Origin of the sequence: Blautia sp. SF-50 (assembly GCF_900101315.1) — a bacterium.
GTDB lineage: Bacteria > Bacillota > Clostridia > Lachnospirales > Lachnospiraceae > Blautia_A > Blautia_A fusiformis.
Genome location: NZ_FMUW01000016.1, coordinates 57,796 through 80,851 on the forward strand (window position 1 = coordinate 57,796; position 23,056 = coordinate 80,851).

24 protein-coding genes are annotated in these 23,056 nt (G+C 46.9%); 4 read left to right on the forward strand and 20 right to left on the reverse strand.

The features are described from left to right. Positions 1 to 60: 60 nt before the first annotated feature. The 13 genes from BLP57_RS11125 to BLP57_RS11185 form a co-directional block, all read right to left on the reverse strand. Positions 61 to 1,815, reverse strand: a complete 1,755-nt coding sequence (locus tag BLP57_RS11125) for an acetyl-CoA carboxylase carboxyltransferase subunit alpha (protein ID WP_092071740.1) — start codon at positions 1,813 to 1,815, stop codon at positions 61 to 63. Then, entirely contained in the window at positions 1,805 to 3,169 is a 1,365-nt protein-coding gene (locus tag BLP57_RS11130; protein WP_092071743.1) for an acetyl-CoA carboxylase biotin carboxylase subunit, read from the reverse strand. The genes BLP57_RS11125 and BLP57_RS11130 overlap by 11 nt, the downstream gene beginning before the upstream one ends. A 9-nt stretch (positions 3,170 to 3,178) precedes the next feature. Beyond that, the gene (fabZ, locus tag BLP57_RS11135) at positions 3,179 to 3,607 is read right to left on the reverse strand and encodes a 3-hydroxyacyl-ACP dehydratase FabZ (RefSeq protein ID WP_015525544.1); all 429 of its coding nucleotides are present in this window, start codon (positions 3,605 to 3,607) and stop codon (positions 3,179 to 3,181) included. 105 nt (positions 3,608 to 3,712) lie between these two features. Then, positions 3,713 to 4,294 (reverse strand): acetyl-CoA carboxylase biotin carboxyl carrier protein, encoded by a 582-nt coding sequence (gene accB / locus BLP57_RS11140; RefSeq protein ID WP_092071746.1) that lies wholly within the window; start codon positions 4,292 to 4,294, stop codon positions 3,713 to 3,715. Positions 4,295 to 4,298: 4 nt separating this feature from the next. Continuing rightward, on the reverse strand, positions 4,299 to 5,540 hold the full coding sequence (gene fabF / locus BLP57_RS11145) for a beta-ketoacyl-ACP synthase II (protein ID WP_015525541.1): 1,242 nt from the start codon (positions 5,538 to 5,540) through the stop codon (positions 4,299 to 4,301). 32 nt (positions 5,541 to 5,572) lie between these two features. Continuing rightward, positions 5,573 to 6,313: a 3-oxoacyl-[acyl-carrier-protein] reductase gene (gene fabG / locus BLP57_RS11150; RefSeq protein ID WP_015525540.1), complete on the reverse strand. Its 741-nt coding sequence runs from the start codon at positions 6,311 to 6,313 to the stop codon at positions 5,573 to 5,575. A gap of 115 nt (positions 6,314 to 6,428) precedes the next feature. Beyond that, positions 6,429 to 7,349: an ACP S-malonyltransferase gene (fabD, locus tag BLP57_RS11155; RefSeq protein ID WP_092071748.1), complete on the reverse strand. Its 921-nt coding sequence runs from the start codon at positions 7,347 to 7,349 to the stop codon at positions 6,429 to 6,431. 3 nt (positions 7,350 to 7,352) lie between these two features. After that, complete coding sequence (fabK, locus tag BLP57_RS11160; protein WP_022427173.1) at positions 7,353 to 8,297, reverse strand: enoyl-[acyl-carrier-protein] reductase FabK; 945 nt, start codon at positions 8,295 to 8,297, stop codon at positions 7,353 to 7,355. Between the two features lie 121 nt (positions 8,298 to 8,418). Continuing rightward, positions 8,419 to 9,384, reverse strand: coding sequence for a beta-ketoacyl-ACP synthase III (locus tag BLP57_RS11165; protein WP_015525537.1), 966 nt, complete (start codon positions 9,382 to 9,384; stop codon positions 8,419 to 8,421). 262 nt (positions 9,385 to 9,646) lie between these two features. Further along, positions 9,647 to 9,919: a DUF1294 domain-containing protein gene (locus tag BLP57_RS11170; protein WP_022427174.1), complete on the reverse strand. Its 273-nt coding sequence runs from the start codon at positions 9,917 to 9,919 to the stop codon at positions 9,647 to 9,649. Positions 9,920 to 9,975: 56 nt separating this feature from the next. After that, positions 9,976 to 10,542, reverse strand: coding sequence for a class I SAM-dependent methyltransferase (locus tag BLP57_RS11175; protein ID WP_022427175.1), 567 nt, complete (start codon positions 10,540 to 10,542; stop codon positions 9,976 to 9,978). A gap of 23 nt (positions 10,543 to 10,565) precedes the next feature. Continuing rightward, positions 10,566 to 11,057 carry a GNAT family N-acetyltransferase gene (locus BLP57_RS11180; RefSeq protein WP_021652772.1) on the reverse strand — a complete coding sequence of 164 codons (492 nt, stop codon included), beginning with the start codon at positions 11,055 to 11,057 and terminating at the stop codon, positions 10,566 to 10,568. Between the two features lie 14 nt (positions 11,058 to 11,071). Further along, complete coding sequence (locus BLP57_RS11185; RefSeq protein WP_092071778.1) at positions 11,072 to 11,710, reverse strand: Crp/Fnr family transcriptional regulator; 639 nt, start codon at positions 11,708 to 11,710, stop codon at positions 11,072 to 11,074. Between the two features lie 292 nt (positions 11,711 to 12,002). Here BLP57_RS11185 and BLP57_RS11190 point away from each other — a divergent pair, with 292 nt between their 5' ends. Further along, positions 12,003 to 13,796, forward strand: a complete 1,794-nt coding sequence (locus BLP57_RS11190; RefSeq protein WP_092071749.1) for a flavin reductase — start codon at positions 12,003 to 12,005, stop codon at positions 13,794 to 13,796. 227 nt (positions 13,797 to 14,023) lie between these two features. Here the strand turns inward: BLP57_RS11190 and BLP57_RS11195 are convergent, their stop codons facing one another. After that, positions 14,024 to 15,154, reverse strand: coding sequence for a glycerate kinase family protein (locus BLP57_RS11195; RefSeq protein ID WP_092071750.1), 1,131 nt, complete (start codon positions 15,152 to 15,154; stop codon positions 14,024 to 14,026). A gap of 201 nt (positions 15,155 to 15,355) precedes the next feature. Between BLP57_RS11195 and BLP57_RS18740 the strand changes: the two genes are divergently transcribed. Continuing rightward, the gene (locus BLP57_RS18740) at positions 15,356 to 15,508 is read left to right on the forward strand and encodes a helix-turn-helix domain-containing protein (protein WP_255363779.1); all 153 of its coding nucleotides are present in this window, start codon (positions 15,356 to 15,358) and stop codon (positions 15,506 to 15,508) included. Between the two features lie 13 nt (positions 15,509 to 15,521). On the opposite strand, the gene BLP57_RS11205 is transcribed toward BLP57_RS18740, so the two are convergent. Beyond that, entirely contained in the window at positions 15,522 to 15,806 is a 285-nt protein-coding gene (locus BLP57_RS11205) for an acylphosphatase (protein ID WP_110102716.1), read from the reverse strand. A gap of 237 nt (positions 15,807 to 16,043) precedes the next feature. Here BLP57_RS11205 and BLP57_RS11210 point away from each other — a divergent pair, with 237 nt between their 5' ends. Next, a complete protein-coding gene (locus BLP57_RS11210) occupies positions 16,044 to 16,562 on the forward strand; it encodes a nitroreductase family protein (RefSeq protein WP_092071752.1) in 519 nt (172 codons plus the stop codon). A 184-nt stretch (positions 16,563 to 16,746) separates the two neighbouring features. On the opposite strand, the gene BLP57_RS11215 is transcribed toward BLP57_RS11210, so the two are convergent. Both BLP57_RS11215 and BLP57_RS11220 read right to left on the reverse strand, forming a co-directional pair. Next, positions 16,747 to 17,658 (reverse strand): LysR family transcriptional regulator, encoded by a 912-nt coding sequence (locus tag BLP57_RS11215; RefSeq protein WP_092071754.1) that lies wholly within the window; start codon positions 17,656 to 17,658, stop codon positions 16,747 to 16,749. A gap of 77 nt (positions 17,659 to 17,735) precedes the next feature. Then, positions 17,736 to 18,689 carry an SH3 domain-containing protein gene (locus tag BLP57_RS11220; RefSeq protein WP_059086225.1) on the reverse strand — a complete coding sequence of 318 codons (954 nt, stop codon included), beginning with the start codon at positions 18,687 to 18,689 and terminating at the stop codon, positions 17,736 to 17,738. A 365-nt stretch (positions 18,690 to 19,054) separates the two neighbouring features. On the opposite strand from BLP57_RS11220, the gene BLP57_RS11225 reads away from it, so the two are divergent. Then, positions 19,055 to 20,146: a DnaJ C-terminal domain-containing protein gene (locus BLP57_RS11225; RefSeq protein WP_092071756.1), complete on the forward strand. Its 1,092-nt coding sequence runs from the start codon at positions 19,055 to 19,057 to the stop codon at positions 20,144 to 20,146. A 91-nt stretch (positions 20,147 to 20,237) separates the two neighbouring features. Here BLP57_RS11225 and BLP57_RS11230 read toward each other — a convergent pair whose 3' ends face one another. The 3 genes from BLP57_RS11230 to BLP57_RS11240 form a co-directional block, all read right to left on the reverse strand. Continuing rightward, positions 20,238 to 21,329 (reverse strand): PTS transporter subunit IIC, encoded by a 1,092-nt coding sequence (locus tag BLP57_RS11230; RefSeq protein ID WP_015525523.1) that lies wholly within the window; start codon positions 21,327 to 21,329, stop codon positions 20,238 to 20,240. A gap of 49 nt (positions 21,330 to 21,378) precedes the next feature. Further along, positions 21,379 to 22,503: an aldo/keto reductase gene (locus BLP57_RS11235; RefSeq protein ID WP_092071758.1), complete on the reverse strand. Its 1,125-nt coding sequence runs from the start codon at positions 22,501 to 22,503 to the stop codon at positions 21,379 to 21,381. Between the two features lie 268 nt (positions 22,504 to 22,771). After that, on the reverse strand, positions 22,772 to 23,056 hold a 285-nt coding region (locus tag BLP57_RS11240; RefSeq protein WP_330389440.1), incomplete at its 5' end, for a group II intron maturase-specific domain-containing protein.

Sequence of the window (23,056 nt, forward strand, 5' to 3'; positions counted from 1 at the left end):
TGGCATTTTTTCCACTGGATTTTTACTTTGCGGGCTACAAAATCACTGCACTTATTGCTTCTACATTTTCCGGAAACGTTCATAGCGATGTTCCAGAAGCTTCTCCGGCTCTTCTTCGCCATATTTCTCAAGAAAATCCGCAATTCCGTTTTCCAGATAACCCGCAATATCATTTATGTTCTCACGGCTTACAGGCTCTGCTTCCGGAATCACATGCTCGATCATCCCCATCTGGTAAAGGTCTGCAGCTGTGAGCTTCATCACTGCTGCTGCTTCCTTTGCCTTTTTGCTGTCTTTCCAGAGAATGGAGGCAAAGCCCTCCGGGGACAGGATGGAATAAACGGAATGCTCCAGCATCCATACCTCATCTGCCACCGCCAAGGCAAGGGCACCTCCGCTTCCGCCTTCACCGATCACAACGGAAAGCACCGGCACTGTGAGACCTGCCAGTGTATAGAGATTTTTTGCAATGGCTTCACCCTGTCCACGTTCCTCAGCTTCCAGCCCGCAGAATGCGCCTGGTGTATCTACAAGGCAGATCACCGGACGGTGAAATTTCTCTGCCTGCTGCATCAGGCGCAGGGATTTCCAGTACCCCTCCGGAGATACCATTCCGAAATTCCGGGTAATGTTTTCCTTTGTACCCTCTCCTTTTTCCTGTACAAGGATAGTTACCGGCTGTCCGTGGAAAAATGCCACACCACCGATCACTGCCGGATCATCCCCGCAGTGACGGTCTCCGTGAAATTCCATGAAATCGTCAAAAAGCGCTTCGATGTAATCCTTTCCTGTAGGACGTGTTTTGGCTCTGGCAAGCTGAACATGTTCCCAGGGAGTGAAATCTCCGGATGGAACGAAGTCCGGCCAGATCCTATTATCTTCCTCAACAGTTTTCATCAATTCCTGATTGTCAGACTTGAACCCATTTTTAATGTCCGTATTATCGGACTGTACATTATTCAGGATTTTATCCTGATGTAATCTCAGAATATCCGCCAATACGATCCTCTGCTCCTCACGCTTTACGATCTTGTCCACAAAGCCGTGTTCCAGAAGAAATTCCGCTCTCTGGAAGCCTTTGGGAAGCTTTTGCCCGATGGTCTGTTCGATCACTCTGGGACCTGCAAAACCGATCAGCGCTTTCGGCTCTGCCAGGATAATATCTCCCAGCATAGCAAAGCTTGCCGTCACGCCGCCTGTTGTCGGGTCTGTGAGGACCGGCACATAAAGAAGTCCAGCATCGCTGTGCTTCCGGATGGCCATACTGGTTTTTGCCATCTGCATCAGGGAAACCAGGCCCTCCTGCATTCTGGCACCGCCAGAACAGATATAGAGGATTACCGGCAGCTTCTCCTCTGTGGCACGTTCAAAAGCCCGCGTGATCTTTTCCCCCACGACTTCTCCCATACTGGACATCATGAAACGACAGTCACAGACACCAAGTGCCACAGGTGTCCCTTTTATAGTACACTTTCCGGTAACTACAGCCTCATCAAGCCCTGTCTTTTCACGAAGCCCCTGAAGCTTTTCTTCGTAGCCTCTGTACTGAAGGGGATTCTGTTCTTCCATGTGAGCATCCCACTCCACAAAACTCTTTCTATCTGCGATCAGTTTGATCCGACGGTAAGCGGGTACATGGAAATAATTTCCGCAGTGGGGACAGATGTATTGATTCTGCTTTACCTCGTCTACAAAAACCGCCGCTTTGCAGGCATTGCATTTACGCATCAGGTTATCCGGCACCTCCGGAGTGTTTTCCTGTTCTTCACCCCGGATATCCCTGACTGTTTTTTTGAACATGTGCTTAATTCTCATTGATCTTCACTCCCGCAATGATATGGCTGGCAAGAAAGCCAGTGTCAAAATTTCCGGACTGATAATCCTCATCTTTCAGGATTTCGTACTGATAGTCAATATTTGTATCGATTCCGTCAATGATCACCTCACCAAGAGCACTCTGCATCTTTGCAATGGCTTCTTTCCGGTTACCTGCATGAACGATCAGCTTCGCAAGCATGGAATCATAATATGGCGGGATCTTACAGCCGTTATACACACAGGTATCCACACGGATCCCGTTTCCTCCCGGAAAATGCGCTCCCTGGATAGTTCCCGGCGAAGGACGGAAATTTTTTTGAGGATTTTCAGCATTGATCCTGCACTCAATGGCGTGTCCCTGGATCCGGACATCCTCCTGTGATATCTCAAGAGGCATTCCGGAAGCGATCTTCAGCTGCTCCTTTACAAGATCGATTCCTGTTACCCACTCTGTCACCGGATGCTCCACCTGGATCCTTGTATTCATTTCCATAAACCAGAATTTTCCATCCGGTTCCAGAAGAAATTCAATCGTTCCCGCATTTACGTAACCGGCTGCTTTCGCCGCCGTCACCGCCGCATGACCCATTTTTTCTCTTAATTCCGGAGAAACTGCAGCACTTGGAGATTCCTCGATCATCTTCTGATGATTTCTCTGGATGGAGCAGTCACGCTCTCCCAGATGGATCACATTTCCGAAGCTGTCTGCAAGGATCTGAAACTCAATATGTCTCGGATTTACCACGAAATGTTCAATATACATGGTACCGTCGCCAAAAGCGATCTCAGACTCTTTTCTGGCGGTTGCATAGGCTTCCGGAAATTCCTCCGGTGTGTTTGCCACACGCATGCCTTTTCCGCCGCCGCCAAGAGCTGCCTTGATGATCACCGGATAACCAATCCTCTCAGCTTCCTTAAGACCGGTTTCAATATCCTCCACATCCCCTTCGCTGCCCGGAACTACCGGAACACCAGCTGCGATCATGGTGCTTCTTGCAATTTTTTTGTTGCCCAGCATACGGATGACCTTTGATGGAGGACCCACAAATGTGATCCCGCATTTTTCACAGAGCTCCGCAAATCTGGCATTTTCAGAAAGAAAGCCAAATCCCGGATGAATGGCATCCGCACCGGAAACCATGGTTGCACTGATGATCTGTTCCATATTCAGATAGCTCTGTGCAGATGGTCCCGGTCCGATACAGATTGCTTCGTCCGCCAGCTGTGTGTGAAGGCTTTCCTCATCTGCCTCAGAATAAACCGCCACTGTGGCAATTCCCATTTCTCTGCAGGCACGGATAATACGCACCGCGATCTCGCCTCTGTTGGCGATCAGTAACTTTCGAATCATACAATCACCTTACCCGATCATAAATGTAAGCTCAGCCTCTACGGCAACCTCGCCATCCACAGATGCCACTGCAGAACCAATGCCTACAGGACCCTTTCTGCGGATGATCTTTGTTTCAAGACGGAGCTTGTCTCCCGGAGCTACCTTTCTGCGGAATTTACACTTGTTGATACCTCCGAAATAAGCGGTTTTTCCCTTCATGTCCTCCAGGGAAAGAATGGCTACCGCACCCACCTGTGCCAGCGCTTCTACCATCAGAACACCCGGCATTACCGGCTCCTGGGGAAAATGTCCCCGAAAAAAATCCTCGCGGAAGGTCACACATTTATATCCGACAGCAAATTCACCCGGCTCATAATCTTCAATATAGTCCACAAGCAGAAACGGATGTCTGTGTGGAATGATCTCCTCGATCTGTTTTACATCAAGATGCTTCATTCTCTATCCTCCTGTAAAATCCCGGAGAAAACCACCGATCACATGATCTGCATTCTTTTTCCCCGGAATACTCTCTCTTATTCTCTGATTCTGATCTGAAGGTACTTATCGGATACGGAAAAGCTTCTGACCGTATTCTACCGGCTGTCCGTTCTCCACATAGATCTCTGCGATCTCGCCGTCAAAATCACTTTCGATCTCATTCATCAGCTTCATAGCTTCCACGATTGCAAGAACCTGGCCTTTTTTTACCTTGTCTCCCACCTGAACGTAAGGCGGAAGATCCTGGGACGGTGCAGCATAGAAGGTTCCTACCAGCGGAGATGTTACCAGGCTGCCTGTCTGATCTTCCCCGCTCTGTGGTACGGTTTCCGACTGCTCAGTACCTTTCACTCCCTGTGCTTCTGCCACAGTTTTTCCTGTCATTGTCACTGCCATTTCATCTGTTGAAGCCGGTACCACAGGATCTTTGCCTGCCACCGGTGCTGTATTCACTGCCCTGCGGACTTTTCCACCGGTCATTCCTACTGCCGGAATGTTTTCCACAGTTTCTCCTATAACCCCCTGGATGATCTGTGGCTTTCCATGCTCCATACTTAAGGTCAGATCTGCTGTCTCATATGTAAAGGCAGTAAGCTCTGATGCAGATACGTGATCGATCAGTTCAAGGATCTGTTTAAATTCCATAGCTTCAGTCCTCCTCATACTTCTTTACAAGCAATGTTCCGTTGTGTCCTCCAAATCCAAGGGAATTGCTCATTGCATAACGAACTTCCTGTTTTGCCGGAGCACCGATCATATAGTTCAGATCAAGCTCCTCCTCTGTTTCTGTTGTTCCCACTGTCTGATGGATAAATCCGTCCAGAATGGATTTTACGCATACGATAAACTCAACAGCTCCTGCTGCGCCAAGAAGATGGCCCACCATGGATTTTGTGGAATTGATCTTTACATCCTTGGCAGCGTCCTTAAACGCAAGCTTGATAGCTCTTGTTTCAAACAGGTCATTGTGATGTGTTCCGGTTCCGTGTGCATTGATATAATCTACCTGCGCCGGTGCAACACCTGCTTCCTTCATGGCATTTTCCATAGCACGTGCGGCGCCGCTTCCGTCCTCGGCCGGAGATGTGATATGGAAAGCATCTGCAGTTGCACCGTATCCCACAACCTCTGCCAGGATATTGGCATTTCTCTTTTTGGCATGCTCAAGCTCTTCCAGAACAACCACACCTGCACCCTCGCCCATAACAAAACCCCCTCTGTCTTTATCAAACGGAATGGATGCACGCAGCGGATCCTCACTTGTGCTCAGTGCAGTAAGGCTTGCAAAGCCTGCGATACCGATAGGGCAGACAGCTCCCTCTGTACCACCGGCAAGCATTACATCTGCATCACCATACTGAATGGCACGGAAAGCATCTCCGATACAATGTGTTCCTGTCGCACATGCCGTTACCACGTTGGTGCATTTTCCTTTTGCGCCGGTAGCGATAGAAACATTTCCAGCTGCCATATTTGTGATCATCTTCGGAACAAGAAGCGGATCCACTCTTGAAGGACCTTTTTCCATAAGCTTCTTCTCATTGGTCTCGGTAGCCTGAAGACTTCCCACACCGGAGCCGATGATAACGCCTACCATGTACGGATCTTCCTCTTCCATCTTAAGCCCGGAATTTTCCACTGCTTCCAGTGCAGCTGCTACCGCATACTGGGAAAAAGGCTCCATTCTTCTTGCAGTTCTCGGATCCATGCGATCCTTTGCCACAAAATCTTTAAGCTCTGCTGCCAGTGTTGCCTTGTATCCGGTCGTATCAAAACGGGTGATCGGTCCGATCCCCACCTTTCCTTCTTTTACTCCGTTCCAGAAGCTTTCCACATCATTTCCAATCGGTGTTACTGCTCCAAGTCCTGTTACTACTACTCGTCTTTTCATCAATCTATCCTCCTGACTCCGGGGAGCCTTCTTTACATTGCCATTCCGCCGTCTACGCGAAGTACCTGTCCTGTGATGTAACGTGCACCGTCTGATGCCAGAAATGCAGCTGCCTTTGCCACGTCTTCTGTTGTTCCCATGCTTCCCATGGGGATAGATGCCGCAATATTTTCTTTTACTTTGTCAGAAAGCACGTCCGTCATGTCTGTTTTGATAAATCCCGGTGCAATAGCGTTGACCGTGATCCCTCTGGATGCCAGCTCCTTTGCAGCGGATTTTGTAAGACCGATGATCCCGGCTTTGGATGCCGCATAATTGGCCTGTCCTGCATTTCCACGAAGGCCTACCACCGATGAAAGGCTGATGATCCGGCCGCTTCTCTGCTTCAGCATCATTCGGGACACATGACGGATGCAGTTGAAGGTTCCTTTCAGATTGATGTCAACAACTCTGGAAAAATCTTCCTCACTCATTTTCATGAGAAGTCCGTCCTTCGTAACTCCGGCATTATTTACCAGGATATCAACACGTCCGTATTTTTCTGCAACAGCTTTGAAAAAAGCTTCACATGCATCAAAATCTGCCACATTGCACTGCAGGATATCTGCCTGGCCGCCGGCTGCCTCGATCTCTGCTTTTGTTTCCCGGGCTTTTTCTTCTGAGCCGTTATAATTGATCACTACAAGGTTTCCTGCTTTTGCAAGCTCCAGGGCGATGGCTTTCCCGATCCCACGTGCACCGCCTGTTACAACTGCGATTTTTTTCTCTGACATATGAATTCCTTTCTGATGTTATGCGGTCATCCGTGATCCGCATTTGTTACCTGGCATTTCTGTCTGCTGCACTATGCCTGCTTTATTTTTGATTCTTTATCTTTTTTTCCAATATTTATACCAGTTCCTGGCAGACCTTCTCTGCATCTTCTACGGTCTGGATGTTATATACTTTTACATTTCTGTCGATCTTTCTCATAAATCCGGCAAGGGTTCTTCCCGGTCCGATCTCAATAAATGTATCTACTCCCTGACGGATCATATTTTCCACACTCTGCTGCCAGCGCACGGAAGAAGAAATCTGTTTTTCCAGAAGTGCTTTTGTTTCCGCCGGATCTTCCACATACTCTGCGGTCACGTTTGTCACATACGGGATTTTAAGTTCATGAAGTGTGACACCCTCCAGAACCTTTCCCAGTTCTTTTCCTGCAGTGGCAAGCATTGCGGAGTGGAACGGTCCGCTGACATTTAACGGGATCACTCTTCTTCCTCCGGCTGCCTTCAGCTTTTCAGAGGCTTCCGCAACTGCCTCCGCAAGGCCTGTGATCACGATCTGGCCGGGACAGTTGTAGTTTGCAATGCTTACATCTGCAATGTCTGCAAGCACTTCCTCGATCTTCTCTGTCTCCATTCCCATAACTGCTGCCATGCTTCCCTTACCTGCCGGAACTGCCTGCTCCATAAGGATTCCCCTTTTTCTCACGGTAGTAACAGCATCCTTCAGCTCCATGCCGCCGGCAGCTTCAATAGCGCAGTACTCGCCAAGGCTTAATCCTGCAGTTACATCTGGATGAAGTCCCATCTCCTCTACCACCTTCTCCATGGCAAGACAGGTAGTGACCAGTGCAGCCTGTGTATATTCAGTCAGGTCAAGCCTGTCATTTTCTTCAAAGCAAAGTGCTTTCATATCCAGATCCAGCCACTCACCGGCAGAGTCGAAAACATCCTTTGCTGTATCGTATTTCTCATAAAAATCTTTTCCCATTCCGGCCTTCTGTGCACCCTGGCCCGGAAAGATGAATGCTGTTTTTCCCATTTATTATTCCTCCACAAGAAAACTGTTTTTCTTTACAGTCTCTTTTGTCTCTCTGATCAGTCTTGCCATCAGCTCCTTACAGGTCGGTACATCCTTTACCATACCTGCGATCTGTCCGGACATAACGCTTCCGGTTTTTACATCGCCGTCAACAACAGCCTTCCTGAGGCCACCAAGTGTCAGCATTTCCAGTTCTTCAAAGGATGCACCTGCAGCTTCTTTCTCCAGATATTCCTTTGTCATAGGGTTTCTTAAGGTACGGACCGGATGACCTGTGGTACGGCCGGTTACTCTTGTGTCGATATCCCTGGCTTTCAGAAGGAATTGTTTGTAATTCTCATGTACGTGACATTCCTCTGTTGCCACAAATCGGGTTCCCATCTGTACGGCTTCTGCACCCAGCATAAAGGCTGCCGCGATCCCACGACCGTCTGCAATTCCACCTGCTGCAATTACCGGGATCTTTACTGCATCCACGACCTGCGGTACCAGCGCCATAGTGGTTGTCTCACCGATATGTCCGCCGGACTCGGTTCCCTCTGCTACCACTGCATCTGCGCCACAGCGCTCCATTCTTCTTGCAAGAGCTACAGATGCAACAACCGGGATCACCTTTACTCCGGCAGCTTTCCATGCTTCCATGTATTTTTCCGGGCTTCCGGCACCGGTTGTTACTACCTTGATCCCTTCTTCTACTACGATCTTCGCAACCTCATCGGCACTTGGACTCATCAGCATGATGTTTACACCAAAAGTCTTATCTGTCAGTTTTTTCGCCTCACGGATCTGCTCACGCACCCACTCTGCCGGTGCGTTTGCCGCTGCGATCAGTCCCAAGCCGCCTGCCTCGGATACTGCTGCCGCAATGTGGTGATCTGCCACCCAGGCCATACCGCCCTGGATGATGGGATATTCAATACCAAGTAATTCTGTAACTTTTGTTTTCATCTTTTACCTCCGGAAAATTAAATCAAGCGGATAAAAGCATCCGCGGTTTATTTGGATCAAGCGGATAAAAACATCCGCATTCACTACGTAGCCTTATTTTAACAATTCATTAACAGGGGCTTTAATACTCGATCAGGCTTGCTCCGTACGTCAGTCCGCCGCCGAAGCCTGCAAGGACCATTCTGTCACCCCGCTGCAGTTTTCCACTTTTTTTCATCTCATCCAGGAGGATAAGAAGACTTGCGGAAGAAGTATTGCCGTATCTGTCCATATTCATAGGGAACTTGGAAATGTCTTCGCCCAGCCGCCTTGCTGCAGAACGGATGATGCGCTCATTTGCCTGGTGGAGAAGATAATAACTGATATCTTCACAGGAAACCTGCTCTCGGGAAAGAAGCTCCTTCACAGCCTCCGGTACCTTGCTCACGGCAAAGCTGAACACTTCCTTTCCGTTCATCTGTATGTAGGTTTCCTTTGCCTTCGGATCATTTTCATAACGGATCTGATTTCTGCTCTGTAAGGTAAGTGCACCGCCTTTTTTTCCAATGGAATGGGTTACCTGTGCATAGCTTCCACCCTCTTCTGCTCTCAGCACGACTGCTCCCGCACCATCCCCGAAAAGAATGCAGGTGCCACGATCTGTCCAGTCCGTTAAACCGGACAGTTTTTCCGCTCCGATCACAAGGGCATTCCTATATATTCCCTGGGCCAGGTATGCCTGCGCAGTGTTCAGTGCCAGAAGAGATCCTGTGCAGGCGCCGTTCAGATCAAAGCAGGTAGCCTTTTCCGCTCCGAGCCGCTCCTGCACCCCACATGCCACACAGGGCATGATCTCTGTTGGAGAAATGGTTGCCACAAGGATCAGATCGATTTCTTCTGCCTTCATTTCTGCGTCTTCCAGAGCTTTTAATGCTGCCCCCGCTGCCATCGTCACAGTATCTTCGTCCTCTTTTGCAATATGTCTCTGTACCACACCGGTTCTTTCCCGAATCCACTGATCACTGGTTTCCACCATCTTTGCCAGATCGTTGTTATCCCACACTCTGTCCGGTGCCCACGAACCGGTTCCACATATTTTACCTGTCATATTTTTCTCCATGATATCTGTCTTAAATCAGTCTGTATAAATCTGTACTGCTGTTCTCTGAATTATCTTTTATCTTAAAATATTTTGATTATCAAATTATATCATCATAAAAGTATTTGTCAAGAAGGAATTTTTGAGCATCCTTTTATAAAAAAAATAACAGCTGCCCCAGGCGTGGAGTATTGGTCTCTCCTCTGTCCTGTGACAGCTGTCTTATTTTTTTCAGACAGGTATTGTATTTATGGTTATTGCATTTATAGTTTTACTTCATCGCCCACTGTACCAGGCACACCACACCAATCTGCACCAGCAGTATCACCGGTACACCAATTGCAAATCTGGCTTTTCGGGTTTTGTGGTGAAAAAATCTCATGCCAAGGATCGCCCCGACGCTGCCACCAATGACAGCACTTAAGATCAAGGTCTTCTCCGGGATCCGCCATTTATTACGACGGGCTTTCTGCTTGTCAACTCCGAAAAGCACAAAGGCCAGGATATTGACTGCAAGCAGATAATAATATATGTAATCATTCATGATAGCTCCCTCCGGGCTCTGTGTCCTGTATTTCGGACAGTAACCGATTTATGTATTCATTGCAGTTTGATGATCAGCACCGGTATGGGCGGATCATTAGGCCGGTTTGCATATTCCGACAGGATCACCAGATATTTATGAGGATCCAACTGACGGATAAACGCAAGCATCTCATCCCGTTCCTGATATCCTGTATCCCCGCCACTGTAAATGCAAAGTGTCATAAGTCCGCCTTTTTTCAGAAGCTTAAGTCCGCTTTCCACCGCACTTATGCTGCTGTCTGCTCTGGTCGCCACCGAATGGTCTCCGCCGGGAAGATATCCCAGATTAAAGGTGATGCAGGACACGGTTTCTTCTTCTGCATAAACATCCATATTCTCATGAGACTCCAGAAGAAGCTGATAATTTTCCGGACAGTTATCTCTTTTCAGTCGCTCCTTCGTATGTTCCAGTGCCTGCTTCTGAATGTCAAAAGCCAGAACCCGTCCCCTTTTTCCTGCAAGCTGGCTTAACAGAGCCGTGTCATTGCCATTTCCCATTGTTGCATCGATACAGATGTCTCCCGGCATGACCTGCTGCCGTATAAAATGCTGCATGTATGCAGTGATCTGAAGATTTTTCATTTAAAAATCCTTTCAAAATTCTCTTACAGTTCATGATAATACGGACAGATATCCTCATAATGTCCATCCTTCATACGGAACCCCTTCGGGATCACGCCAAGCTGGGTAAATCCAAGTCTCTCATAAAGATGTCTTGCAGGAACATTGCAGGCCACAACCGCATTAAACTGCAGGACACCAAAACCATGCTCTTTTCCCCGGGTCAGACAGTCGGATACCAGCTTTTCTCCAATGTGAAGTCCTCTGGAATCTCTGCTTACCGCATAGCTGGCGTTACAAATATGACCGCATCTTCCGATATTATTCGGATGAAGAATGTAAAGTCCGTAAACTTTTCCGCTTTCCGCATCTACTGCTGCAGCTGTATAGGTCTGTTCTGAAAAAAAAGCTTTTCCTGTCTCTTCGTTAAGGCATTCTTCCTGTGGAAAAGCCACACCGTCTTCTACAACCTCATTCCATATCCGGATCAGATCCGGAAGATCTTTTTCTTCGTATTTTCTTACGGTAACATTCATGATGATCTTCTCCTCTATTTAAGTAGCTCCACATTCCGTCCGTTTCTTCGGATCACACCCTCATCCGAAAGATTTTTGATCTCCCGCATCATGGCACTACGGTCCACACTTAAGTACTGGGCCAGTGCGGTATAGGACATGGGCAGCTTGAATTTCCCGGCATTTTTTTCCGCAGCCAGAGAATGCAGATAGGCTATCAGCTTCTTCCTGGTGGAGGATCGTGAAAGCATGTATATCCGATCCGTCTGCTGCCTGGAACGGAGGGCTGTCATCTGCAGAAGATTACTGACCATCTGGCTGTGATGATGACAGGCATTTTCACAGCGCTTGATCACATGCTCATAATCAATAAACAGCACCTTCGTCACGGTAGTGGCACATACATAATAATGCTGGGAATCTGACGGAAGCAGAAACGGCTCGCCAAATACACTGTCCTTATTCAGTTCATCGATGACATACTCATTTCCATCCTCGTCACAGCAGTAGAGAACTGCTCTTCCCTCCTGGATCAGACCGATCTTTTTCATGGAGCTGGAATATTCCATGATGGTTTCTCCATTCTGAAAAGCTTTCTCCCGGACTTTAAAGCAGACACGCATTCTTTCCTGTTCTTCGGGCAAAATATCCGTAAATAAAGTGATATGCTCCATAAATTTTCCTCCCACCGGCAAAATACTCTTCCGCATATCTGTACTTTCCTCTTTGCATACAAGACTATGTACGAGGACTCTCAAAGCAAAATATCCGCATTTTATTTTGCTGCATGTTTCTGATTTTATACCAGCACGAAAAAAATGTAAAGTCTGGAAATTTTTCCTGTTTTGTTGTATTTGCAACAGTTTTTGCCATCAATTTCTGTTATATTTTTATCAAAGTTAAGAAACAAACAAATCACGGAAGCATATAAATAAATCCACCATAGAAAGAAAAGAGGAATCGCTCATGAAAATCACAGATACCATCAAATATGTAGGCGTTAATGATCATCAGGTTGACCTTTTTGAGGGCCAGTACAAAGTGCCGAACGGCATGTCCTACAACTCCTATGTGATCCTGGACGAAAAAATTGCGGTTATGGATACGGTAGATGCAAATTTTACTCACGAATGGCTTGATAATATCCAGAAAGTTCTGGGCGACCGGAAACCGGATTATCTGATCGTACAGCATATGGAACCGGATCACGCAGCCAACATCGCAAACTTCCTGAAGGCTTATCCGGACACCATCGTTGTTTCCAACAAAAAAGCCTTCGCCATGATGCAGAACTTCTTTGACCTGGATCTGGAAGGTCATCAGATCATCGTAGATAACGGCGGAACCCTTTCCCTTGGAAAACACGATCTGACTTTTGTATTTGCACCGATGGTTCACTGGCCGGAGGTTATGGTCACTTATGACAGCACAGAAAAGGTTCTTTTTTCTGCAGACGGCTTCGGAAAATTCGGCGCCCTGGATGCAGAGGAACCATGGGACGATGAGGCAAGAAGATACTATATCGGCATCGTTGGAAAATATGGTGTGCAGGTGCAGAACCTTCTGAAAGTAGCCGCAGCTCTGGATATCCAGACCATCTGCCCGCTCCACGGACCGGTTCTTACTGAAGATCTTGGACATTATATTAGCCTCTATGATACCTGGTCTTCCTACACACCGGAGGATGACGGAATCGTGATCGCCTACACTTCTGTATACGGTCATACAAAAATGGCCGTTCAGCAGTTGGCCGATAAATTCCGCAGCAAAGGATGTCCAAACGTTGTTGTCTATGATCTTGCAAGAGACGATATGTCCCAGGCACTGAGCGATGCTTTCCGTTACTCCAAGCTGGTTCTCGCAACCACCACATATAATGCAGGCATCTATCCGTTTATGAACGACTTTATTACCCGTCTGACAGAGCACAACTTCCAGAACCGCACGGTAGGACTGATTGAAAACGGAACCTGGGCACCGCTGGCAGCGAAGGTTATGAAAGAAATGCTTTCCAAATGCAAAAAGATCAGCTGGCTGAATACCACAGTTAAGATCATGTCTGCAGTAAATGAAGAAAACCGCAGGCAGATGGAAGCTATGGCTGATGAGCTCTGCCAGGAATACATTGCAAAAAGCGATGATCTTGCCAACAAGAATGATATGACTGCTCTGTTCCGCATCGGTTACGGCCTCTATGTGGTAACCTCCAACGATGGCAAAAAGGACAACGGTCTGATCGTCAATACCGTTACACAGCTTACCGACAACCCATATCGCGTGGCTGTCAACATCAACAAGGCAAACTACTCTCACCACGTGATCCAGCAGACCGGTATCATGAACGTAAACTGCCTGTCCACAGATGCTCCGTTCTCTGTTTTTGAGCAGTTCGGCTTCCAGTCCGGCAGAAGCACCGATAAATTTGCCGGACAGAAAATAAACCACTCCGACAACGGCCTGGTATTCCTGGACAAATATATCAATGCTTTCATGTCCCTGAAGGTAGAAAACTATGTGGATCTCGGCACTCACGGAATGTTCATCTGCAGCGTCACAGAGGCCCGTGTCATGAGCGATCAGGATACCATGACTTACACCTACTACCAGAAACATGTAAAGCCAAAGCCACAGACCGAGGGCAAAAAAGGCTGGGTATGCAAAGTCTGCGGATACATCTATGAAGGCGATGAACTTCCGGAAGATATCATCTGCCCGCTGTGCAAGCATGGCGCTGTGGATTTTGAGCCGATCGAAGGATAAGACTGAAATCCCCATAACATAAATTGATTTAATCCGGTTACAGCTCCCTTATTTTTACAAATTATAAACCACAAAAAAGACAGGCTTCTGAGGTGGCCTGTCTTTTTTGTATTATCATCCAATGTCTTCTCAGCGTCTTTCACCAAATTTATTCTTACAGCAGATCAGACACTCACGCTCTGTATTTCTGCAGGAATCCTGAAATTTACGGATTATATGCCTTTTATTTATTTCATCAGTCTGATAACCTGCTCTGCAGTATCTGCCAGATTCTGCTTTGCATTCTCATTTTTCATGGCCTCATCCAGAGTTACCACTCCGCGGAGGATCGGGAAAAAGGCATCGATCCCTGCATCGTTGCAGGCTCTTGCGTCACGCTGTACGGCACCTGCAAAGGCGATCACTTTTTTGCCATATTTCTTTGCAAGCTTTGCAACACCTACCGGCGCTTTTCCCATGGCTGTCTGTCCATCCATACGTCCCTCACCTGTGATCACAAGATCCGCGTCTTTGATGTAGTCCTCAAGTTTTGTCTCATCCAGCACGATGTTGATCCCGGATTCCAGGACTGCATCGGTAAAGGTCAGGAATGCAAATCCCATTCCGCCGGCAGCACCTGTTCCCGGATACTTTGGATCTGCTTTCGGAAAACGCTCCTTTGCAAGCTCTGCGTAAGCACCCAGCCACTGATCCATGTCCTGGATCATCTCCGGTGTAGCACCCTTCTGCGGTCCGTAGATGGCACTGCATCCAAGCTCTCCGCAAAGAGGATTTGTGACATCACAGGCAACACGGAATTTACATTCTGCAAGCTCCGGGATCACATAGGCAGCTGTGATCTCTGTGATGTCTTTCAGGCCCCTTGCTCCCGGAAGGACCTGCTTTCCGTCTTTATCCAGAAATGCATAGCCAAGTGCCTGAAGCATTCCCACACCACCGTCATTGGTGGCGCTTCCGCCGATACCCACAATAAATCTGCGGCAGCCTTTTTCGATGGCGTCCTTGATCACCTCACCGACACCGTAGGTTGTGGTATAAAGAGGATTTCTTTTTTCGTCCGGCACCTGCGTGATCCCTGCTGCACCAGCCATTTCGATCACTGCGGTCTTTGTGCTTTCGATGATGCCATACTCACAGATCACCGGCTCGCCAAGAGGCCCCGTAACCTTTACGTGCTCTGTTTTTCCGTTCATTCCTGCGACAAGGGCTTCCACGGTTCCCTCTCCACCGTCTGCCAGTGGTCTTACCTGAACTTCTGCGTCCGCATCCACACGATGGATACCTTCAGCAGCTGCAAAGCCTGCCTCCATGGATGTCATACTGCCCTTAAAAGAATCGATCGCTGTTACTACCTTCATTTTATTTTCCTCCTGTATGATTTTTATGTAAAGCTGATATCCGTACTCTCCGTTCTATCATTCCGTGTACCGGAAACGTGAAATGTTCATTTACGTGTCAGGCGGATATTTTCTGCGCAGCTCTGCAGCCAAATAACTGTTCTGCTGTTTGGTTATCAGCTGTCCCCGGATGAAAAGAACCTTCTGTGAACTTATTTTTCCCTGGAAATGTCTCTGGCTGATGCCGCAGAGAAGCTTTTTCTCCACAAAAATACTCTTCAATATAAATTAAACCACATTTATAAAAAATGTGGTCTCAATCCCCGAAAATTCCGGGACGCTGTTCTGTTGTATCTGGCACTGGAGCTGGAATGAACCGGCTATTTCACTATTCTCTCACATGAAAGCCAAACTCCTCCTCCAGTGGGATTTCCCTTGCTTCAATCCCCTCGATCTCCACAAAGCTCTGCTGAGAAAGGCGTTCTACCATCTCCCGGATTTCTTCTCTGGTTCCCTGTACTTCCATTTCCACACGATCATCCCAGAGATTCCGTACCCAGCCGGTCAGTCCCATGGACTGTGCAATATAATAGGAGCGGTAACGAAAGCCTACTCCCTGTACTCTTCCTGAAAAATAAAAATGTTTCCGAATCTTTTCCATCTGGCACCTCATATTTTCTGTCTTAACTATTCTGTCTCTGTATCTCCACCCGAAATTCTCCCGCATCCGCCGCAGGAATATCATAACCAGATTATATAATATTTCTTTATAAATTGTAAAGTTATATCCTTCTATCTATTGGAAACTATAATCATCTGCGTTATAATGGTTTTTATCAGAATAAAAAGAAATTTACTTTCTTTTGCAGAAAATATTTTCAACAAAATTTAACATCAGGAGGTAATGATCATGAATGAAAGCATCAAAAACCTGTTAGAACGCAGAAGCATCCGCGCCTACAAAAAAGAGCTTGTTCCGAAAGAAATTCTGGATACGATCCTGGAGGCGGGAGAATATTCCCCCAGCGGCATGGGACAGCAGAGCACTCTTATGGTAGTGACACAGGATCCGGAGCTGGTTGCAAGGCTTTCCAAAATGAACGCAGCTGTTATGGGCAGCACCTCAGATCCGTTCTACGGCGCCCCAACTGTGATCATTGTCTTTTCCGACAGCAAAATGGGCACTTGTGTGGAAAACGGAAGTCTTGTGATGGGAAATCTCATGAATGCCGCACATGCTCTCGGCGTGGACTCCTGCTGGATTCACCGTGCAAGAGAAGTTTTTGACTCCGAGGAAGGAAAAGAGCTGAAGAAGCAGTGGGGTGTTCCGGAGGAATATATCGGCGTGGGCCACTGTGTTCTTGGATACCGTGACTGTGAGTATCCAACAGCCAAACCGCGTAAAGATGGTTTTGTGATCCGTGTGTGATCGGCTTGCAGAATAAAATTTCCACTGCCAAAAACTTTTAATGTAAATAAAGATCTGACAGATTCCTGCATGATACGCATCGCTACGTATCTGAGAATACACAGGGAAACAACCCTCCGGTATCATAAATACCAGAAGCTTTTCCCGTCTTCTCCGGCAGTGATCTGTCAGATTTTATTTTCTCTTATTTCAGTGCTTTATCCTTATATCTAGAAATCTCCTCCAGATATTTTTTCCCAAGGGCACTGATGTTAACACCCTTTCTGGCAACATAACCGATCGTCATGATCTCATCGGAATCCAGCTTCACAGCACAGTAATCGGAACCATTAAGATCCTCACAGATAATACCGGAGCATAAGGTATATCCATTCAGTCCTACCATCAGGTTCAGCATAGTAGCCCTGTCATCGGCTTTGATCAGCCGTTTGTATTCATAGGTGCTCAAAACCTCCTCCGCAAAATAAAAAGAGTTATTTCCTCCCTGTTCAAAGGACAGACACGGATATTCCTTCAGTTCTTCCAGCGTGATCTTCTCACGCTTCGCCAGAGGATGCCCCTTCCACATATAAACGTAGATCCGACAGTTGAGAAGTTCGTGAAACTCCAGACCATACTCGTGAAACATTTTTGCAAGTACATTATGGTTAAAATCATTTACGTAGAGGATCCCGATCTCACTCTTGAAATTACGGACATCCTCGATGACCTGATGCGTCTTGGTCTCGTGGACCGCAAATTCGTACTCATCCATGCCGAATTGCTTTACCAGCTCCACAAAGGCATTAACTGCAAAGGTATAATGCTGCATGGAAACACTGAATTTTTTGCGTGACTGTTCCTTGGAAATATATTTGGCTTCCATCAGTTCGTACTGTTCCACCACCTGCCTTGCATACCCCAGAAATTCTTCGCCTGCAGGCGTTACGGCGATTCCTCGGTTCGTTCTTCGGAAGATCTCAACACCGGTTTCTGCTTCCAGCTCCCGGATTGCCGTGGAAAGACTGGGCTGAGAAATATAAAGGCTTTTTGCTGCCTCGTTCATAGATCCGGCTTTTGCAATTGCTATGGTATATCTGAGCTGTGCCAGAGTCATCTTTCTGCCTCCCCGTTTCTTGTTCCGGCTTTCTGTTCCTCTTCAGGCAGATCCGGCAACAAGCATCCTTTATCTTTTTATTTAAGGTAGTTCTTATCTACATATCCTTCTTTTCCAAGCTTCGGAACATATACATACCAGTAAGTACTGTCTTTCTTCTCAATGACTTCTACCGTATCTCCGTTATTCAGCTGGGCGATCTCATTGTCCTTGTCATACGCCTTTGTACTGCGCAGAGCCAGATAGCCGCTTTCCACTTTAACAGTCATGGATGGAGTTGTCGTACCTGAGCCTCCGGTAAGATAGTTCCTGTCAACATAACCGGTCTTATCCAGCTGCGGAACATATACATACCAGTACTGATCGTTGCTGGTGTCCTTCACCTGAACCGTGTCACCGGTATTCAGCTGTCCGATCTCATTGCTTTCATTATAGGCTGCCTTATTGCGAAGGGCAAGATAACCAGTTTCTACTTTAACTGTCCACAGACCACTGTTGTAAATATACCGGTTATCCACATATCCGGATTTATCAAGCCCCGGAGCATATACGTACCAGTAAGTAGAATCACTGCTGTCCTTTACAAGAACGACATCTCCGGTATTCAGACGTCCGATCTCGTTACTGTCATTGTAAGCTGCGGTACTTCGAAGAGCCAGATAGCCTTTTTTTACCTTTACTGTCCAGGAATCGTTGGAAGCTGTGGCGTTCTCTACTATCTGGATATAGTTTTTGTCCAGATATCCGGATTTATCCAGTCTTGGCACGTATGCATACCAGTAGGTAGCGTCCTTCCGATTTGTAACTTCCACAAGATCTCCTGTATTCAGCTGTCCGATCTCATTGCCTTTGTCAAAAGCCTTCTCACTCCGGAGAGCCAGGTATCCATCTGTGACTTTGACTTTAAAAGTGGTTCCTGCTGCTGCCTTTGCCTCCCGGATCGTCGCCGGAAAAGCTGCTGCCAGTATAAGTGTCAGAAGTACCAGCCTTTTTACTGCCTTTATATGGGACAGAAGAGTTCTTTTTCTCATATTATACGCCTCCTTTTCTTTTTTGGATCTTTCTCTGATCTGCGGCTCTCTCTGTTTTTTATTTACTGAGCAGACCGCACCGGAATTTATGGTAGTATTATATCATATTTTTAGCTGATAGCTGTAAGAATCATATCTCTTATTGCAGTCCAAAATGTTCTTTTCCACAATGCAGGTATTGACACTTTTAATTATCAGTGTTATATTACATATAGAACAGGATAAAAGTAATGCCCCCGGGATTTTTCCCGGGGAATTTTATACGCATACGTTCAATATATGACAGTCCGGGAGATCTGTCCTCTGAGAGGACAGATCGATCATCCGGGACGCTGCAGACTATAATATAAGGGAAGGTGAATACCATGGCAGTAAAAAGAGATTATTACGATGTTCTGGGCATTGACCGGAACGCAGATGAAAAAACAATAAAAAAAGCCTATCGTAAACTGGCCAAAAAATATCATCCGGATACAAACGCCGGTAATGCAGATGCCGCAGATAAATTTAAAGAAGTAAACGAAGCCTACGATGTCTTAAGTGATCCAAAGAAGAAAAAAATGTATGATCAGTTTGGTCATGCCGCATTTGAAGCAGGAGCTGATCCTGGAGCCGGCGCAGGTGCCGGTGGATTCGGCGGATTCCAGGGTGGCGGCAATGGCAGCTATCAGGAATTTCATTTTAACGGTGAAAATATGGACGATATTTTTGGTGATATCTTCGGAAATATGTTCCACGGCAGTCACGGCGAAAGCCGCGGTTTCGGCAGCAATGGCACATATGAGCATTTCACCGGTAACGGTGGCGGCTTTCACAGTGGATTTGGCGGAAGTGGCTTTCACAGTGGCAACGGCTTCGGCGGATTCCATCAACAGGATTTTCCGCAAAAAGGCTCTGATGTGAAGGCCAGCATCAACGTTACCTTTGATGAGGCAGCTTTTGGTGCAGATAAAAGGATCTCTCTGTCCGGTCCGGACGGAAGCTCCGGTGCACCGCAGACACTTCAGATTCATATTCCGGCAGGTATTGATACCGGCAAGAGTATCCGTCTGAAAGGAAAAGGCATGCCCGGAACCGGCGGCGGTGAGCCTGGTGACCTTCTTCTGAAGGTTACCGTAGGAACACGTCCTGGCTATGAACGAAAGGGATCGGATGTTTATACCACCATTTCTATTCCTTACACAACCGCTGTTTTCGGCGGTGAAGCCACCGTTCCCACCCTTTACGGAAATGTTATCTGTAAGATCAGGGAAGGTATGCAGTCCGGTTCCAAGATCCGCCTGAGAGGAAAAGGCATTGTTTCCATGAAGAACCCTTCCGTCCGCGGTGATCAGTATGTAACCATTCAGATCCAAGTTCCTCAGAATCTGAATTATTCCGCAAAAGAGAAACTCCATGAATATGCAAAGGCCTGTGGACTGGAACGGAATAATGCCACCGGATCACATGTAGCATAAAAGTTAAAATAAAAGAGTATCACAAAGCTCATCACTATCAATGAGTTCCTGTGATACTCTTTTTTGATTTTAAAGTAAGATCTGATATAGCTTATGACAGCGTCATATCTCCATCTTTCACCCATCCGAGCTTACGTACAAACATATTGATCAACGGGCAGAGAACTGCCGGGAGAATAAAAGAGATCAGAAAAAGTCCTGCCCAGTCCATAGCTGTAACAGCTGTCTTGGTTCCTTCTGCAATATCATTCATCCATCCTGTATACACACCGATCTGACCTACAAAACCGCAGGTACCCATTCCTGAGGATACAGCAGTTCCGTTCATCTGAAGCCTGAACAAGCAGGTTGCAATAGGTCCTGTGATAGCAGATGTTACGATCGGAGCAATCCAGATCCTTGGATTTCTGACAATATTACCCATCTGGAGCATGGAAGTTCCAATTCCCTGAGAGACAAGACCACCCCATTTGTTTTCCCTGAAGGACATGACCGCAAAACCTACCATCTGCGCACAGCAGCCCGCTACTGCAGCGCCGCCTGCCAGTCCGGTAAGTCCCAGAGCCGCGCAGATCGCAGCAGAAGAGATTGGCAGCGTCAGTGCGATTCCAACAAATACAGAAACCAGGATTCCCATAAAGAATGGCTGCAGATCTGTTGCCCACATGATCACGCTTCCTACCTTCATGGCAGCTTTTCCAAGAGCCGGTGCCCACCATGCGGAAAGACCTACGCCCACACCGATGGTTACAAGAGGCGTTACAAGGATATCGATCTTTGTTTCCTTTGAAACTGCCTTACCGATCTCAGCCGCAACAATGGCAACAAACAGTACAGCCAGAGGACCGCCTGCTCCGCCAAGTGCGTTGGAGGCAAATCCAACGGTGATCAGCGAAAACAATACCAGCGGCGGGCAATGCAAGGCGTAACCGATGGCTACTGCCATGGCAGGGCCGCTCATGGCAGATGCCAGAGAACCTACTGTATACTGGGTATCATTGACTGTGGCAACTGCCATAGTCAGAAACGGAATGTGAAACTGTGTGCCAATGGTGTTGATGATCGTACCGATCAGCAGGGAACAGAAAAGTCCCTGTGCCATAGCTCCCAGTGCATCGATACCATATCTCTTCAGAGAGATCTCGATATCCTTCCGTTTTAGAAATGCTTTGAATTTTTCCATTTTTAAACTCTCTCCTTACCCTGATCCGCTTCCTGCCGGATCAGTTCCTTTATTTGCAAAAAGCCTCGCTTACTTTCTCAAGTTCCTCGCGGATGGAAATATGCTGCGGACATACTTCCTCACACTGTCCGCATTTTATACATTTATCTGCACGCTTTCTGCCATGACTGACTACCAGCCAGTCTTCCTGATGCGCTGCGGCGGCTTTATTTCCGTACAATGTCAGATAATTCATTGCTGTAAAAGAACCGGAAATTCCAATTTCCATCGGACAGACCTTTGCACAGTAGTTACAGGTTGTACATGGGATCAGAGGAATTTTGCTCATAGCCTCTCTTGCCTTATCAAGAGTCTCCTTCTCACTGTCAGTAAGACCATTGAAATCCTTCATAAAGGAAAGGTTATCCTCCATCTGTGCAACATTGCTCATTCCGGAAAGTACGGTGATCACGCCTTCCAGATTTGCCGCAAAACGGATCGCCCAGGATGCTGTGGATGCTTCCGGCTCTGCTTCCTTCAGAAGCTTTTCCACTGCTTCCGGCGGAGTTGCAAGCATGCCGCCTTTTACAGGTTCCATGATAATGACCGGTTTTCCATGTTTTCTGGCTACCTCGTAGCAGGCTCTTGACTGGATCACCGGATTTTCCCAGTCTGCGTAATTGATCTGCAGCTGTACAAATTCCATTTCCGGATGTGCAGTGAGAAGTGCATCCAGCTCCTCCGGTGTGGAGTGGAACGAAAATCCTGCATGTCTGATCAGACCGGCTTCCTTCTGTTCATGGATCCAGTCCCATAAACCGTACTTATCAAAATATTTTGTTCTGTGCTCTCCAAGATTGTGGAGAAGATAAAAGTCGAAATATCCTGCCTTTGTTCTCTCCAGAGATGTTTTAAACTGTGCAAGAGCTTCATCTCTTGTCTTGCAGTTGATCCAGGCTGCCATCTTGGTGGCTAACTGATATTTTTCTCTCGGATAACGCTCTACCAGCGCTTCGCGGATAGCATCTTCGCTTCCTGCATAAGCCCATGCTGTATCAAAATATGTAAATCCGGCTTCCATAAATTTGTCCACCATGACTTTGGTCTGCTCCACATCGATCACACCTTCTGATTTCTGCGGAAGTCTCATAAGGCCAAAACCAAGTTTTTTGATTTCTTCACCTAAATATGCCATATCTTTCTCCCTTCTTATTACATACCGGAAAATTCCTCATATCATCTGATATATCACCGGATAAGCAATATTTCTGACACAGATATCTCCCGGACCGTTATATTTTTGCCGCAGAGAAACTGCGTTTCTCCTATTATAACGATATTTTTCCTGGTGGTAAACCTTTTTCTTTTACAAGTGTCAAGACAATGCCAGGAATCGAGTAGGAGGGAGTGATTAGCTCCCGTCCTCTCACACCACCGTGCGTACCGTTCGGTACACGGCGGTTTCAATAGTTGATGTGCACAGACTGATAGGCTGTGGCTAAATCATAAAAGCCACCGTTTATCAGTCTTTCTTTTGTCATGGCTTTCTTAACTGTTGTCAAATTCGCACAATACCAGTGTCCTCTTCGGCAGTTTGCCGCCATGTTCGCATAGTATTCGTGTACTCCCATCTTTATCAGATTTCTTTTCTTTGTTCTTGGAAGTTTCCACTGTTTCCATATACACATGCGTATTCTATGATAGAGCCATCCGTTGATATCTTCAATATTGTTCTTCATGCTTGCTAT